The organism is Allobosea sp. Root483D1 (assembly GCF_001429505.1).
Classification (GTDB): Bacteria; Pseudomonadota; Alphaproteobacteria; order Rhizobiales; family Beijerinckiaceae; genus Allobosea.
Genome location: NZ_LMJW01000020.1, coordinates 553,860 through 568,306, shown reverse-complemented (window position 1 = coordinate 568,306; position 14,447 = coordinate 553,860). Strand labels below are relative to the sequence as shown.

The 14,447-nt window shown below is 67.1% G+C and carries 16 protein-coding genes; 10 read left to right on the top strand and 6 right to left on the bottom strand.

Going from position 1 to position 14,447, the window contains the following annotated elements; translation table 11 throughout:
- Positions 1-43 precede the first annotated feature (43 nt).
- Together ASE66_RS21280 and ykgO are read right to left on the bottom strand one after the other, a co-directional pair.
- Positions 44-688, bottom strand: coding sequence for a tetratricopeptide repeat protein (locus tag ASE66_RS21280; RefSeq protein WP_156412258.1), 645 nt, complete (start codon positions 686-688; stop codon positions 44-46).
- 167 nt (positions 689-855) lie between these two features.
- Entirely contained in the window at positions 856-981 is a 126-nt protein-coding gene (ykgO, locus tag ASE66_RS21275; protein WP_038363015.1) for a type B 50S ribosomal protein L36, read from the bottom strand.
- A gap of 277 nt (positions 982-1,258) precedes the next feature.
- Between ykgO and ASE66_RS21270 the strand changes: the two genes are divergently transcribed.
- Positions 1,259-2,143, top strand: coding sequence for a tellurite resistance TerB family protein (locus ASE66_RS21270; protein ID WP_057191688.1), 885 nt, complete (start codon positions 1,259-1,261; stop codon positions 2,141-2,143).
- A gap of 70 nt (positions 2,144-2,213) precedes the next feature.
- Positions 2,214-3,527, top strand: coding sequence for an MFS transporter (locus tag ASE66_RS21265; protein WP_057191687.1), 1,314 nt, complete (start codon positions 2,214-2,216; stop codon positions 3,525-3,527).
- 6 nt (positions 3,528-3,533) lie between these two features.
- On the opposite strand, the gene ASE66_RS21260 is transcribed toward ASE66_RS21265, so the two are convergent.
- Positions 3,534-3,869, bottom strand: a complete 336-nt coding sequence (locus ASE66_RS21260; RefSeq protein ID WP_057191686.1) for an NIPSNAP family protein — start codon at positions 3,867-3,869, stop codon at positions 3,534-3,536.
- Positions 3,870-3,871: 2 nt separating this feature from the next.
- Positions 3,872-5,056 carry a pyridoxal phosphate-dependent aminotransferase gene (locus tag ASE66_RS21255; RefSeq protein WP_057191685.1) on the bottom strand — a complete coding sequence of 395 codons (1,185 nt, stop codon included), beginning with the start codon at positions 5,054-5,056 and terminating at the stop codon, positions 3,872-3,874.
- A 337-nt stretch (positions 5,057-5,393) separates the two neighbouring features.
- Here ASE66_RS21255 and ASE66_RS21250 point away from each other — a divergent pair, with 337 nt between their 5' ends.
- The 8 genes from ASE66_RS21250 to denD (ASE66_RS21215) all read left to right on the top strand — a co-directional run bounded on the left by ASE66_RS21250 (position 5,394) and on the right by denD (ASE66_RS21215) (position 12,470).
- A complete protein-coding gene (locus tag ASE66_RS21250; RefSeq protein ID WP_082613618.1) occupies positions 5,394-7,232 on the top strand; it encodes an IlvD/Edd family dehydratase in 1,839 nt (612 codons plus the stop codon).
- A gap of 147 nt (positions 7,233-7,379) precedes the next feature.
- The gene (locus ASE66_RS21245) at positions 7,380-8,219 is read left to right on the top strand and encodes an isocitrate lyase/PEP mutase family protein (protein ID WP_057191684.1); all 840 of its coding nucleotides are present in this window, start codon (positions 7,380-7,382) and stop codon (positions 8,217-8,219) included.
- Positions 8,216-8,542 carry a hypothetical protein gene (locus ASE66_RS21240; protein WP_057191683.1) on the top strand — a complete coding sequence of 109 codons (327 nt, stop codon included), beginning with the start codon at positions 8,216-8,218 and terminating at the stop codon, positions 8,540-8,542. The genes ASE66_RS21245 and ASE66_RS21240 overlap by 4 nt, the downstream gene beginning before the upstream one ends.
- Positions 8,539-9,213, top strand: coding sequence for a GNAT family N-acetyltransferase (locus ASE66_RS21235; protein ID WP_057191682.1), 675 nt, complete (start codon positions 8,539-8,541; stop codon positions 9,211-9,213). Before ASE66_RS21240 ends, ASE66_RS21235 begins: the two co-directional genes overlap by 4 nt.
- A gap of 1 nt (position 9,214) precedes the next feature.
- A complete protein-coding gene (locus ASE66_RS21230) occupies positions 9,215-9,661 on the top strand; it encodes a GNAT family N-acetyltransferase (RefSeq protein ID WP_057191681.1) in 447 nt (148 codons plus the stop codon).
- A 39-nt stretch (positions 9,662-9,700) separates the two neighbouring features.
- Positions 9,701-10,447, top strand: coding sequence for an SDR family oxidoreductase (locus tag ASE66_RS21225; protein ID WP_057191680.1), 747 nt, complete (start codon positions 9,701-9,703; stop codon positions 10,445-10,447).
- A 20-nt stretch (positions 10,448-10,467) separates the two neighbouring features.
- Positions 10,468-11,460: a D-erythronate dehydrogenase gene (gene denD, locus ASE66_RS21220; RefSeq protein WP_057191679.1), complete on the top strand. Its 993-nt coding sequence runs from the start codon at positions 10,468-10,470 to the stop codon at positions 11,458-11,460.
- A 26-nt stretch (positions 11,461-11,486) separates the two neighbouring features.
- Positions 11,487-12,470 carry a D-erythronate dehydrogenase gene (denD, locus tag ASE66_RS21215; protein ID WP_057191678.1) on the top strand — a complete coding sequence of 328 codons (984 nt, stop codon included), beginning with the start codon at positions 11,487-11,489 and terminating at the stop codon, positions 12,468-12,470.
- A 90-nt stretch (positions 12,471-12,560) separates the two neighbouring features.
- On the opposite strand, the gene ASE66_RS21210 is transcribed toward denD (ASE66_RS21215), so the two are convergent.
- Positions 12,561-13,385 (bottom strand): AprI/Inh family metalloprotease inhibitor, encoded by an 825-nt coding sequence (locus ASE66_RS21210; protein ID WP_162262517.1) that lies wholly within the window; start codon positions 13,383-13,385, stop codon positions 12,561-12,563.
- Complete coding sequence (locus tag ASE66_RS21205; protein WP_057191676.1) at positions 13,370-14,344, bottom strand: 2-hydroxyacid dehydrogenase; 975 nt, start codon at positions 14,342-14,344, stop codon at positions 13,370-13,372. The genes ASE66_RS21210 and ASE66_RS21205 overlap by 16 nt, the downstream gene beginning before the upstream one ends.
- Positions 14,345-14,447: the final 103 nt, after the last annotated feature.

Here is a 14,447-nt window from a genome sequence, read left to right as displayed (position 1 = left end):
CTGAGATGCTCGGATCAGGCCCGAGCATGACGTGCGAAACGCCTCACGCGTCGCGGCCGTCGACCTCGAGCTTGAGCGAGTCGACGGCGTCCTTCACCGCCTCGAGCTGCGGGTAGACCTCGAGCGCCCGCCGATAGGCGACCATGGCGCGCTTGTCGTCGCCCTGCTGGCGCAGGATCGTGCCGAGCCCCGTCATCGCGCCGTAGTGGCGCGGCTCGCGCTTCAGCGTCTCGGCGATGTCGAGCATCGAGCGAATCGGATCGCCCTGCAGGAACAGCGCATTGGCTCGCTGATTCCAGCCCTCGGCCCAATCGGGCTCCAGGGTAATGACGCGGTCGAGCAGCTCGATCGCCAGCGGCAGCTCGCGCGCCTTCAGCGCGTCCTGCGCCCTCGTCATCAGCAGATCGGCCGTGTCCGAGCCCGAGCGGGCCCAGCGTCGCTGAATCAGGTTGGCGATACCCTTCGCCTCTTCGGCGGTCTTCGCCGCAGCGAGCCGCTCGAACAGCCGGTCGAGCGTGGCGGCCGGGCTGCGCGGCAGCGGCGCTTCCGGCAGATTCGGCTTGTCGTCACGGTCGGCGTTCGGCACCGCGCCGTCGCGCAGCGGCGCCTGCTGAGCGACCACCCCCGGCACGGCTACGAGGAGCAGCCCCGGAATCAGTGCAAGACGGGCAAGACGAAAGAACCTCATGCTCCCAAGGTGGGCGCGATGGGGTCGCACGTCAATTCACGGCCCAGCGAGATCGTTGGAGAACGAGGTCGGGCACAAGCCAAAAAAGCGGGCCGCACATCGTGCAGCCCGCTCTTTTCATCTCGACAAGGAAGCTTGCCAGCGCGGCCTTCAGGCCACGCGCAGCCTCAGCCCTGACGCGCCTTGAAGCGCTTCTGGACCTTGTTGATGATGTAGACGCGGCCCTTGCGGCGCACGAGCTGGTTGTCGCGGTGGCGCGCACGGAGCGACTTCAGCGAATTGCGGATCTTCATAGCCGGTACTCCCATCGGCCCGCCTTTCGGCGGAACCGGTCAAAAAACTGAAGGCGACGCGAACCGGAAACCGGCTCTCATCGAGCAAACGACATGCGCGCCTGATGCGATGGCCGGCTGTATAAGGATTTTGCTGGGATTGGCAAGGCCCCGCCGCGTTTTTCCGCCGCGGAATCGCATGCGTCATGCTCCCGTCGCAATCGCATGGCCGCCCTAGTATCCCGGCTGGCGCATGCCTAGATTGCGGCGGCAGCAGACCTATCAGGGAGCTTTCTCGATGTTCAACGCCAAGTCCCTCCTCGACGCCCTCGTCAATGCGGGCAGCCAGGCTGGCGCCCAGGGCGGCCAGGCAGGCGGGCTGGGCGGCGTGCTCGGCAACCTCGCCCAGCAGGTCCAGCAGCCCGGCGGCCTCGCCGGCATGGCCGGCCAGATCTTCGGCCAGGCGACGCAGGGCGTGCAGGACGCCGCCCGCAACACCGGCCTACAGCAGGGCACGACCGACATCGTCGGCCAGTTCTCCGGTGGCAAGACACCGGGGCAATTGATCGAGCAGGCCAAGGGCATGCTCGGCGGCAACCAGCTCGCCGCCGGCGCAGTGCTCGGCGGCCTTGGCGCGCTGATCTTCGGCACCTCGGCCGGGCGCTCGATCGCTGGCTCGGCAGCCAAGATGGGCGGCCTCGCTCTTATCGGCGGCCTCGCCTACAAGGCCTTCCAGAACTACCAGGCCGGCAAGCCGATGCTCGGTGCCGACCAGCAGGCGGCGCTGCCGGCTCCCGCCGGCTCCGGCTTCGAGCCGGAAGCGGCGAAGAACGAGCATGCGCTGGTCTTCATCCGCGCCATGATCGCGGCGTCCGCATCCGACGGCCATATCGACGACGCCGAGCGCAATGCCATCATGGGCGGCCTGCGCGAGGCCGGCCTCGACGCCGAAGCCAATGAGTGGCTCGCGAACGAGCTGGCGAACCCGGCGAGCGTCGATACGCTGGTCGAAGGCGCCAAGAGCCCCGAGCTCGCCGCCCAGATCTATACGGCCGCCCGGATCGCCATCAATCCGGACACCCCGGCCGAGAAGGACTTCCTCGCCGGTCTCGCCGGCTCGCTCGGCCTCGATGCCGAGCTCGTCGCGAACATCGACGCGGCGGCGAGCGCCGCGAAGGCCTGACCCGTGACGCAGGGCCGGAGTGCGCCGGGCACGGATTGACCGCCCGACGCCTCCGGCCATCCAATGCGGGATGCAATCACCAAATCCGCATTGGTCGGCGCGCCTGCCGTTCTATTATGGCTGGCTCGTCATCGGCATCGCCTTCGTCACCATGGCGGTGGCCGTCAACGCGCGCACGGCGTTCTCGCTGCTGCTGCCGCCGCTGATCGACGAGTTCGGCTGGGACCGTGGACTCGCCTCGGGCGCCTTCTCGTTCGGCTTCCTGCTCTCGGCCGTGACCAGCACCTTCGTCGGCCGCGTCATGGACAGGCATGGCCCGCGCGTCGTGATCGAGACCGGCGTGGCGATGCTGGCGGCGGGAATGTTGCTCGCGCCAGCGATCGGCGCGGCCTGGCACCTCTATCTGACGCTCGGCGTCCTCGTCGGCTGCGGCGCCAATCTGATGAGCTTTTCGGCGCAGTCGCTGTTCCTGCCGAACTGGTTCGTGCGCCGCCGGGCCTTTGCAATCAGCATCGCCTTTTCCGGCGTCGGCGTCGGCGCGTTGCTGCTCCTGCCGTGGCTGCAATCGATCATCAGCCGGGAGGGCTGGCGCGCCGCCTGCTGGATCATGGGCCTGATCGTGCTGCTGGTGCTCGGCCCGCTCAATCTGCTCGTTCGCCGCAGACCGCAGGACCTCGGCCTGCTGCCGGACGGCGAGACGGGCTCGGCCGGCACCGGTGCAGCGCAGCGCAAGGCGGCCGTGGTCGATCCGGCCTGGGTCGCGATCGAATGGACGCTGGCGCGGGCACTGCGCACCGCGCGCTTCTGGTGGATCATGCTCGGCTATTTCTGCGCGCTGATCGCCTGGTATGCCGTGCAGGTCCATCAGACCAAATACCTGATCGAGGTCGGCTTCAGCCCAATCGCGGCCGCCTGGGCGCTAGGCCTGGTCAGCGCCGTCGCCATCCCTGGCCAGATTGGCCTCGGCGCCTTGTCCGATCGGATCGGCCGCGAATGGATCTGGATGGCCGGCTGTCTCGGCTTCGCCATCTGCTATGCCGCGCTGATCGCGCTGGAGCACACGCCGTCACCCGCTTTGCTCTACCTGATGGTGATCACGCAGGGCTTTCTGGGCTATGCGTTGACCTCGGTCATGGGCGCGATCGTCTTCGAGATTTTCGAAGGGCCGCATTTCGGCGCGATCTTCGGGACGGTCACGGTGGCGCTGCTCGGCGGCGGCGCAGCCGGGCCCTGGCTGGCCGGCACAATCCACGACGCCACCGGCAGTTATCGCCTGGCCTTCCTGCTGGCGATCGCCTGCTGCCTCGTCTCGGCAGCGGCGATCTGGCTGGCGGCGCCGCGCAAGGTGCGGCTGGTGCCGGGGCGCGTCAGGTCGTCCGGCTGACCGCGATCAGGGCGCGCGCTTGACGCCCTGGTCGTCCTCGAAGACCGGCCGCAAGAAGCTGCGCTCATAGCTGACGATGAAGCGATGCTTGTCATTCTCGGCGACGACGGCAAGGCATTCCGCATCCTTGGACGCGGCCTCGCGATAGGTCTCGTATGCGGCGAAGGACGGGAAGCTGAACATCGCGAGCGCGACGTTGGAGGTGCCTTCCGACGGCATGAAATAGCCGTGGTGCTTGCCGCCGAACCGCTCGACCAGGCGGATCCACGCCTTGCCATAGGCCTCGAAGGCCGGGAGCTGATAGGGGTCGACGACGTAACGCAGATGGCAGGTGATCGTCATGGTCAGGCGGCCTTCGCGTTCTTGAGGAAATCGCCCATGCGCCCAAGCGCCAGCTCGATATTCTCCAGCGAGTTGGCGTAGGAGAGCCGGATATAGCCTTCGCCATGGACGCCAAAATCCGGCCCGCCGATCGTGGCGACGCCGGCCTCTTCGAGCAGGGCCGAGGCCAGCTTCTTCGCCTTCCAGCCGGTCTGCGACACGTTCGGGAAGGCATAGAACGCCCCCTTCGGCACGATGCAGGAGACGCCGGGCAGGCCATTGAGCCCGGCGACCACGGCCTTCCGGCGTCGGTCGAACTCCGCCAGCATCATCGCGACTGCGTCCTGGGGGCCGGTCAGCGCCGCGAGCCCCGCCCATTGCGCCGGCGCGTTGACGCAGGAATGCGAGTTCACCGCGAGCTTGCGGGCATTGTCGTAGAGCGGCTTCGGCCAGATCGAGAAGCCCATGCGCCAGCCGGTCATCGCATAGGTCTTCGACCAGCCATTGAGCAGGATCAGCCGGTCGCGGATCTCCGGATAGCTCAAGAGGCAGACATGCTTCTCGCCGTCATAGAGCATCTGGTCGTAGATCTCGTCCGACATGATCGCCACGTCCGGGAAGCGGGCGAGACCAGCGACGAGCTTGTCGACCTCGGCCTTGGGCGTGACGCCGCCGGTCGGGTTCGCCGGCGAGTTGACGATCAGCAGCCTGGTCTTCGGCGTGATCAGCGACAGCGTCTCCTCAGCCGAGAAGGCAAAGCCGTTCTCTTCCCGGATCGGCACCGGGATCGGCGTCGCGCCGGTGTATTCGATCATCGAGCGATAGATCGGGAAGCCGGGATCGGGATAGAGAATCTCGGCGCCGGGCTCGCCGAACATCAGGATCGCCATGAACATGGTGACCTTGCCGCCCGGCACGATCATCACCTCCTCCGGCGAGACGTTCACCGAGAAACGCTTGTGCAGGTCGGCCGCTACCGCCTCGCGTAGCGGCAGGATGCCGTTCGCCGGCGTGTAGCCGTGATGACCGTCGCGCAGCGCCTTCACCGCCGCCTCGACGATATGCTCCGGCGTCGGGAAATCCGGCTGGCCGATGCCGAGATTGATGATGTCCTTGCCCTGGCGCTGCAATTCGGTCGCGCGGGCGAGCACTGCGAAGGCGTTCTCCTCGCCGATCCGGCCAAATGAAGGGACGACGTGCAGCGTCATGGCGGTTTCCTCTTCGCTCGCGGCCGGTCTTGCGCCGCCGCCTGTCCGAACCTGTCTTGGCCGCAAAGCCGGCGGCCACGCAAGTGCGCCTCGTGCGTCCCGGTCCGGACAGGGACGCATTTGGAACACTTGCAAACTGCGCCGTGGCGACCTTTGCTGGTGCAGGCGCCACCGAGCGATTGGCACGGTGCGCCAAGTCGTTGTATGCAGCATACAGCGATTGCGGCAAGCGCCCTTGCCGTTCTGCCCGTGATCGGCATGACCTGCCGATCAAATCGATTTAAAGACGATGCCGAAGCGGCGCGAAGGCCGCCTGGCCGCGAGAGGGAATGACAGGATGGCCAAGACGCCTACTAGCAAGACGCCGAACGGCAAGAAGCCGGTGCGGAAGATCAAGCCGGAGCAGCTCCGCTCCAAGGCCTGGTTCGACAATCCGGCCAATGCCGACATGACCGCGCTCTATATCGAGCGGACCATGAATTTCGGCCTGTCGCGCGAGGAACTGCAGTCCGGCCGCCCGATCATCGGCATCGCCCAGACCGGCTCCGACATCGCCCCCTGCAACCGCCACCACCTCGAGCTCGCCCATCGCGTCCGCGACGGCATCCGCGAGATGGGCGGCGTGCCCTTCGAGTTCCCGATCCATCCGATCCAGGAAACCTGCAAGCGGCCGACGGCCTCGCTCGACCGCAACCTGCAATATCTCAGCCTGGTCGAGATCCTCTACGGCTACCCGATCGACGGCGTCGTGCTGACCACCGGCTGCGACAAGACCACGCCGGCCCAGATCATGGCGGCTGCGACCGTCGACATCCCGGCGATCGCGCTGCCCGGCGGACCGATGCTGAACGGCTCCTTCCGCGGCGAGCGCACCGGCTCGGGCACGATCGTCTGGAAGGCGCGCCAGATGATGGCGGCCGGCGAGATCGACTATCGCGGCTTCGTCGACCTAGTCGCCTCCTCGGCGCCGTCGGCCGGCCACTGCAACACCATGGGCACGGCCTCGACCATGAACGCGCTGGCCGAGGCGATGGGCATGACCCTGCCCGGCGCCGCCGCGATCCCCGCGCCCTATCGCGACCGCTACGAGATGGCCTACCTCACCGGCCGCCGCATCGTCGAGATGGTCTGGGAGAACCTGATCCCCTCGAAGATCCTGACCCGCGAAGCCTTCGAGAACACCATCGTCATCAACTCGGCGATCGGCGGCTCGACCAATGCGCCGATCCACGTCAACGCCATCGCCAAACATATCGGCGTCAAGCTCGACAATGAGGACTGGACCAAGATCGGCTACGATACGCCGCTGCTGGTCAACATGCAGCCGGCCGGCGAATATCTCGGCGAGGACTATTACCGCGCTGGCGGTCTGCCCGCCGTGATCGCCGAGCTGATCGCCAAGGGCAGGCTCAAGCCCGCCATCACCGCCAACGGCAAGACCCATATCGAGAACTGCGAAGGCGCTTTCACGGGCGATCGCGAGGTCATCAAGGCCTATGACGAGCCGATGAAGAAGGAGGCCGGGTTCCTCAACATCTCCGGCAACCTGTTCGACTCGGCGATCATGAAGACCTCGGTGATCACGCCGGAGTTCCGCAAGCGCTATCTCGAGAGCCCGAAGGACCCGATGGCCTTCGAGGGCAAGGCCGTCGTCTTCGACGGGCCGGAGGATTACCACCACCGCATCGACGATCCCGCGCTCGGGATCGACGAGCACTCGGTGCTGTTCATCCGCGGCGTCGGCCCGGTCGGCTATCCCGGCGCGGCCGAGGTCGTGAACATGCGGCCGCCGGATTACCTGATCAAGAAAGGCGTCACCGCGCTCGCCTGCGTCGGCGACGGCCGCCAATCCGGCACCTCGGGCTCGCCCTCGATCCTCAACGCCTCGCCGGAAGCGGCGACGGGCGGTGGGCTGGCGCTGCTCAAGACCGGCGACATGGTCCGCATCGACCTGAAGAAGCGCACCGCCAACATGCTGATCTCGGACGCGGAGCTGGAGAAGCGCCGCGCCGAGCTCAAGGCGGCCGGCGGCTACAAGTATCCGAAGAGCCAGACGCCCTGGCAGGAGATCCAGCGCAAGATCGTCGACGAGCTCTCCGAAGGCATGGTGCTGAAGCCGGCGGTCAAGTACCAGAAGATCCACAAGAAGTTCGGCATTCCGCGCGACAACCACTGACGCAGGCGAAGGCCGGCGGCGGAACTCCTGCCGCCGGCCATTCCCGCGGCGCATCGCGCCTCGCCGGCAGATGCGTGGGAGCGGGGCTGACAAATCGGCTCAGGGGCGACAGTATGACGCCCCTGAGCTCATTTGAAACGATTTAAAATGACTTACAGCTCGCAAGTCGACGCGTTTCGCAAACTCCACGAATCCGGCTGCTTCGTCATGCCGAACCCCTGGGACGAGGGTTCGGCCCGCTGGTTGCGCGGCCAGGGCTTCAAGGCCCTCGCTTCGACCAGCGCCGGCTTCGCCTTCACGCAGGGGCGAGCCGACCAGGACGTGCCGCGCGACATGATGCTGGCCCACCTCGTCGACCTGGTGAAGGCGGTGCCCGACTTACCCGTCAACGCCGATTTCGAGAACGGCTATGCCGATACCCCGGACGGCGTCGCCGCCAACGTCAAGCTCTGCATCGCGACCGGCGTCGCCGGCCTCTCGATCGAGGATGCGACCGGCCGCGCAGGCGAGACGCTCTATCCGTTCGAACTCGCGGTCGAGCGTATCAAGGCGGCGCGCCGCGCCGTCGACGAGACCGGCTCCGGCGTGCTTCTGACCGCCCGCGCCGAATGCTTCCTCACTGGCCATCCCGAGCCACTGAAGGAAGCAGTCCGCCGGATCGAGGCTTATGCCGAGGCAGGGGCCGACGTGCTCTACGCCCCTGGCCCCAGGACGGTCGCTGATATCGGGGCCATCGTCGCGGCCGCCGGCGGCAAACCGGTCAACGCCCTGGTCTATGGCGATTTCGGCCTCAGCGTGTCCGAAATCGCCGACGCCGGCGCGCGTCGCATCTCGATCGGCGGCGCCCTGGCACGCGCCGCCTGGGCCGCTTTCATCGAGGCGACCCGCCTGATCAAGGACGAGGGCAGCTTCAAGGGCTTTGCCGGCAACGGCGCCTCGGCCCCGCTCAACCCGTTCTTCCGCGACGACCTGAAGGCGCGCTCGTGAGCGGACAGCTTCTCATCGCCCCGGAATGGCTCGGCAAGAGCGGCCTCTGGCTGACCGACGCCAAGGGCAAGCACAAGCCGGTCGATGCCGACGATGTCGGCCTGTCCGACGATCTCGCCGACCGGCTGGAAAGCTGGATGGACGTGTTCGACGCGATCTATGACGAGGCGAACGAGGCCGCCTCCGACTTCGCTGGCGAGGCCGAGCGTATCGCCTGGGAGGCGGAGGGCTCGGCGCTCGCCGCCGCCATCGCCGCCGAGCTCGGCCCGGACTGGCAGATCACCCACGACTTCACCGCCTGGCGCAGGACGATCAAGGCATGACGACGCTCGACTGGACGCCCCGCTCCTTCCCGCCGGCCAAGGTGCTGCAGGGCCGCTATTGCCGGCTCGAGCCGCTCGATCCGGCCCGCCATCTCGACGACATCTGGCAGGCCATGGAAGGCCATGTCTCGGTCTGGGATTGGCTGCCCTCGACACTTCCGCCAAGCCGCGAGGCCTATGGCGAGCTCCTGGCGATGATGGCGGGAAAGGCCGGCATCATTCCCTTCGCCGTGATCGACGAAGCCGACGGCAAGGCCAAGGGCCATCTCTGGATGATGGAGATCAGGCCCGAGCACGGCGTCTTCGAGGTCGGCTGGATCACCTATTCCCCGTCGATGCAGCGCACGCGCATGGCGACCGAGGCCGTCTATCTCGTCGGCGACTACGGCTTCTCGCTCGGCTATCGCCGTTATGAGTGGAAGTGCAACAACCTCAACGAGCCCTCGAAGCGCGCCGCGCTGCGCTTCGGCTTCCAGTATGAGGGCCTCTTCCGCCAGCACCAGGTGGTGAAGGGCGCCAACCGCGACACCGCCTGGTATTCGGTCCTCGACGGTGAATGGCCGAAGGTCGGGCAGGCCTTCCGGAACTGGCTGGCGCCGGAGAACTTCGACGCGCAGGGCCAGCAGAAGAACTCGCTGGCTGACTGCATGAAGACTGCGGGGGCCGCCTGACATGGCTCTGCGCCGCGCCTCGACGGATGACATCCCGGCGATCGTCGCGCTGACGCAGGCCGCCTATCTGCCGAACGAGGGCATCATCGGCGTGCCCTCGCTGCCGCGCATCGCCGATTATCGTCAGGTGCTGGCAGAGCATGAGGTCTGGCTCGCAGAGAGCGAGGGAGCGCTCGACGGCGTCCTCGTGCTCGAGGAGGAGCCGGCGAAGTTCACGCTCTGGAGCATCGCCGTCTCGCCTGCAGCCACCGGCAAGAAGATCGGCTCGACACTGATGAACTTCACCGAGGAGCGCGCCCGGGCGCTCGGCCACGACGCCGTCCACCTCTACACCCACGTCAAGCTTGCCGACCGCATCGGCTGGTATGAGCGGCTCGGCTACCAGACCACCCACTACGAGGATCTGCCGGATCGCCGGCTGATCCACATGCGCAAGAGCCTTCGATAACCAGCCTCCGATAATCGGACAATTAAGGGAAGAAACGACATGGCAGGACGTTTGAAGGGCAAGGTCGCGGTCGTCACCGCAGCCGGCCAGGGCATCGGCCGGGCGATCGCCGAAGCCTTCGTCGCCGAAGGCGCGACCGTCTGGGCGACCGACAAGGACGTTGCCCTGCTCGACGGCATCCCGAAGGCGAAGAAGCGCAAGCTCGACGTGCTCTCGACCAAGGCGGTCGAGGCCTTCGCCGAGAAGGTCGGCACCATCGACATCCTCGTGAACGCCGCTGGCTACGTCCATCACGGCACGATCCTTGAGTGCGACGACAAGGCCTGGGAGTTCTCCTTCGACCTCAACGTCAAATCGATGCACCGCACGATCAAGGCCTTCGTCCCCGGCATGCTCGCCGCCGGCAAGGGCTCGATCGTCAATATCGCCTCCGGCGCCGGCTCGGTCCGCGGCATCCCGAACCGCTATGTCTACGGCGCAACCAAGGCGGCGGTGATCGGCCTGACCAAGGCGGTCGCGGCAGACTATATCAAGAAGGGCATTCGTTCGAACGCGATCTGCCCCGGCACGATCCAGTCGCCTTCGCTCGATCAACGCATCATCGAGCTCGCCAAGGTGACCAAGACGACCGAGGCGGCGGCCCGCCAGGCCTTCGTCGATCGCCAGCCGATGGGCCGGCTCGGCACCGCCGAGGAGATCGCCTGGCTCGCGGTCTATCTCGGCTCGGACGAGGCGAGCTACACCACCGGCCAGATCCATCTCGCCGATGGCGGCTTCGCGCTTTAGACCAGCGCGGGAGGAACGCCATGCATGTCCTGATCAGCGGCGCCGCCGGCATGATCGGCTCGCGGCTCGCGGCGCGCATCGCCCGCGAGGGCGCCTGTGCCGGCAAGCCGCTCACACGGCTGACGCTCACCGATGTCTTCGAGCCACCGCGCCCGGCCGGCTTCGACGGGCCGATTGAGACCCGCACCGAGGATTCGAGTTCGGCTGCGGTCGCAGCTGAGCTCGCTTCCCTGCGACCCGACATCATCTTCCACCTCGCCGCGATCATCTCCGGCGAGGCGGAGCGCGATTTCGACAAGGGCTACCGCATCAATCTCGACGGCATGCGCAATCTGCTGGAGGCGGTCCGGCAGGAGAGCATGAAGAACGACGCTTACGTCCCGAAACTCGTCTTCTCCTCGTCGAGCGGCATCTTCGGGGCACCCTTCCCGCCGGCGATCTCCGACGAGTTCCACGTCACGCCGCTGACCAGCTACGGCGCGCAGAAGGCGATCGGCGAACTCCTGCTCGCCGACTATTCACGGCGAGGCTTCGTCGACGGCGTCGGCATCCGCTTCCCCTCGATCGTGATCCGACCGGGCAAGCCCAACGCCTCGGCCGGCGGCTTCTTCTCCGGCATCATCCGCGAGCCCCTGCAGGGGCTGGAGGCGCTGCTGCCGGTCGGCGACGACGTCATCTTCACCCATGCCTCGCCGCGCTCGGCCGTCGGCTTCCTGCTGCACGGGGCGTCGCTCAGCCGCGAACAGCTCGGCCCGCGCATCAATCTGAGCATGCCGGGCGTCTGCGTCACCGTCGGCGAGCAGATCGAGGCGTTGCGCCGCATCGCCGGCGACAAGGCGGTGAAGCTGATCCGGCGCGCCCCCGACAAGGCCGCCGCCGACATCGTCAAGGGCTGGCCGACCCGCTTCGATGCGAAGCGTGCGCTGTCGCTCGGCTTCCGAGCCGAACAGGATTTCGACGAGATCATCCGCGTCCATATCGAGGACGATCTCGGCGGCCATCTACCCAACTGAACGCAGAAGATAGATCGGACAAAAGCATGCATATCCTCGTCATCGGCGGCGCCGGCATGGTCGGTCGCAAGTTCATCGAGCGCCTGGCGCGCGACGGCGGCCTCGGCGGCAAGGCGATCGACAAGGTGACGGCGCAGGACATCTTCCCGGCCCAGGCGCCGGCCAACGCGCCCTTCTCCTTCGAGTCCCTGATCTCCGACCTGTCGCAGCCGGGGGAGGCCGAGAAATTGATCGCCTCGCGCCCCGAGCTGATCGTCCATCTCGCGGCGATCGTCTCCGGCGAGGCCGAGGCCGATTTCGACAAGGGCTACCGCATCAATCTCGACGGCACGCGCTATCTCTTCGACGCGATCCGCCTTGTCGGCGACGGCTACAAGCCGCGCGTGATCTTCACCTCCTCGATCGCCGTTTTCGGGGCGCCCTTCCACGACAAGATCGAGGATGAGTTCTTCACCACGCCGCTGACCAGCTACGGCACGCAGAAGGCGATCGGCGAGCTGCTGCTCTGCGACTACAGCCGCCGCGGCTTCTTCGATGGCGTCGGCATCCGCCTGCCGACGATCTGTGTGCGCCCCGGCGCGCCGAACAAGGCAGCTTCCGGCTTTTTCTCCAACATCATCCGCGAGCCGCTCGCCGGCCAGGACGCGGTGCTGCCGGTTTCCGACCAGGTTCGCCATTGGCACGCCTCGCCGCGCTCGGCCGTCGGCTTCCTCGTTCACGCCGCGACGATGGACACCAACGCGATCGGCCCGCGCCGGGTGCTGACCATGCCGGGCTACTCCGCGACCGTCGCCGAACAGATCGAGGCGCTGCGCAAGGTCGCCGGCGAGAACGTCGTGAAGCGCATCAAGCGCGTGCCCGATCCGGTGATCGACGCCATCGTCGCCGGCTGGCCGCGCAATTTCGACGCCAAACGCGCCCCGGCGCTCGGCTTCAAAGCGGAATCGAGCTTCGAGGAGATCATCCGCGCCCATATCGACGACGAGCTCGGCGGGAAATTCGTCGCGTGATACAGGGCGTCATGGTCGGGTTTGACCCGACCATCTCGTCCCAAATGAGCAAGAGATGCTCGGGTCAAGCCCGAGCATGACGGCAGCGGTCTAGGGCAGCTTCTTCAGCATCAGCGGCGCGCCGACCGCCGGATCCTTGCGCCACTGCCCGCCTTCGAAGACCAGGTCGACCTTGTGGCCCTTGCGGGCTATCAGCTCGAGCCGCCCCGCCTCATAGCGCCATGCAACGGGCGAGAAGATCGTCAGCCCGGTATCGGGGCAGAGCCCGTCGAAGCTCGTCACGAAGGCGCCGGCGTTGGCGGAGGGGCTCGTCGACAGAGCGAGCTTGCAGACCTCGCGGCCGGCCTGTCGCATCACCGCGTAGCGGCCAGGCACGCTTCCTGCCGCCGGCGCGCTCGCCGGATCGATCGCTGTCGGGCGGGCAGCCGCGGTCGCCGCAAGCTCGGCCCGGCCCGGCGCCGGACGCTGCTGCGCCCGGACATAGCCGGCAGGATCGAGCCCGTATTGCGCGCCGTCGCTGCCCTTGCCGCGGCGGCCAGGGTCGGCCTTCTCGCTGAAGACGATCACCGCCTTGCCCTGGCCGTCGAGCAGCCTCGGGGCGCCATCGGCCACATCCCAGGCGACCACCGCGGTGAGGATCGGCAAAGCGCGCCGGCAGGTGGCAGGAAAGCGGACCTGACGACCCTGCCCGGCCGCCTCGGCGCCGAAGGTCACGGTGCATTCCCGCGTGGCGCCGAGCTTCTCGAGGTCCCAGGCGCCGATGAAGGGCTTCAGCGCCTCGGGCGCCTGCGCGGCGCCGCGTGGCAGCGGCACCGTCTGGGCTCCAGCGGGCAAGGTCGCGAGCAGCGCCAGAGCTGCGACTGTCGCGCCTCGCCGCATCCGGCGGGTTCGGATCGTGATCAGGCTTTTTTCCATGGCGTCTCGGCAACCGGCGTCAAGGGACCCTTGCCATCGAACCATGAAACCAGATTGTCGACCAGAAGCTGGCCCATCTGTTCGCGCGTATGCACCGATGCCGAGCCGACATGCGGCAAGAGCACGATATGGTCCATCGCGATCAGCTCGGCCGGCACGCGCGGCTCGTCCTCGAACACGTCGAGGCCGGCGGAGAGGATGGTCTTGGACTTCAGCGCCTCGATCAGCGCCTGCTCGTCGATCACCGTACCGCGGCCGACATTGACGACGATGCCGTTCGGCCCGAGCGCCTTCAGCACCTCGGCATTGATGATGTGATGGGTCGAGTCGCCGCCCGGCGCGACCGAGACCAGGGTGTCGACATCCTGGGCCATCTCGACCAGCGAGGGATAGTAGCGATAAGCGACGTCGTCCTGGCGCGAGCGGCCGTGATAGGCGATCGGCACGTCGAAGGCTTCGAGCCGCCGCGCCACCGCCTTGCCGATCCGGCCGAGACCGACGATGCCGATCTTGCGCTTGCGCAGCGAAGTCGTGAGCGGATAGGCGCCCTGGAGCCACTTGCCGGCGCGCAGATAGCGGTCGACCTGCGGCAGCTGCCGGACGGTGGCGAGCAGGAGGCCGACGGCGAGGTCGGCGACCTCGTCGGTCAGCACATCAGGCGTGTTGGTGACGGTGATGCCGCGCTTGCCGGCAGCCTTGGCATCGACATTGTCGTAGCCGACGCCGAAATTCGAAACGACCTCCAGCTTCGGCAGGGCATCGAACAGCGCATCGTCGATCCGCACGTGCGCGCCGCCGCCGGCGACGCCGCGCACCCGATCCTTCACCGCGGCCAGCGCCGCCTTGCGATCCTGCTCCTTCCAGAGCTCGTGGACGATGAAGCGCTCCTTGAGCTGGTCGGCGGCATAGGCCATCAGCGGCCCGGTCATGACGATCTCGATCTTGTTCTGCGCGGTCATGGTCCTGCTTTCGTGGAACGCGTGCGTGGCTTGATTTCAAATTCTTAAAACGATTAGATCAATCTAGCCGCTGGGGCGCCGCCGGGGAATTCCCGCAGCCGCA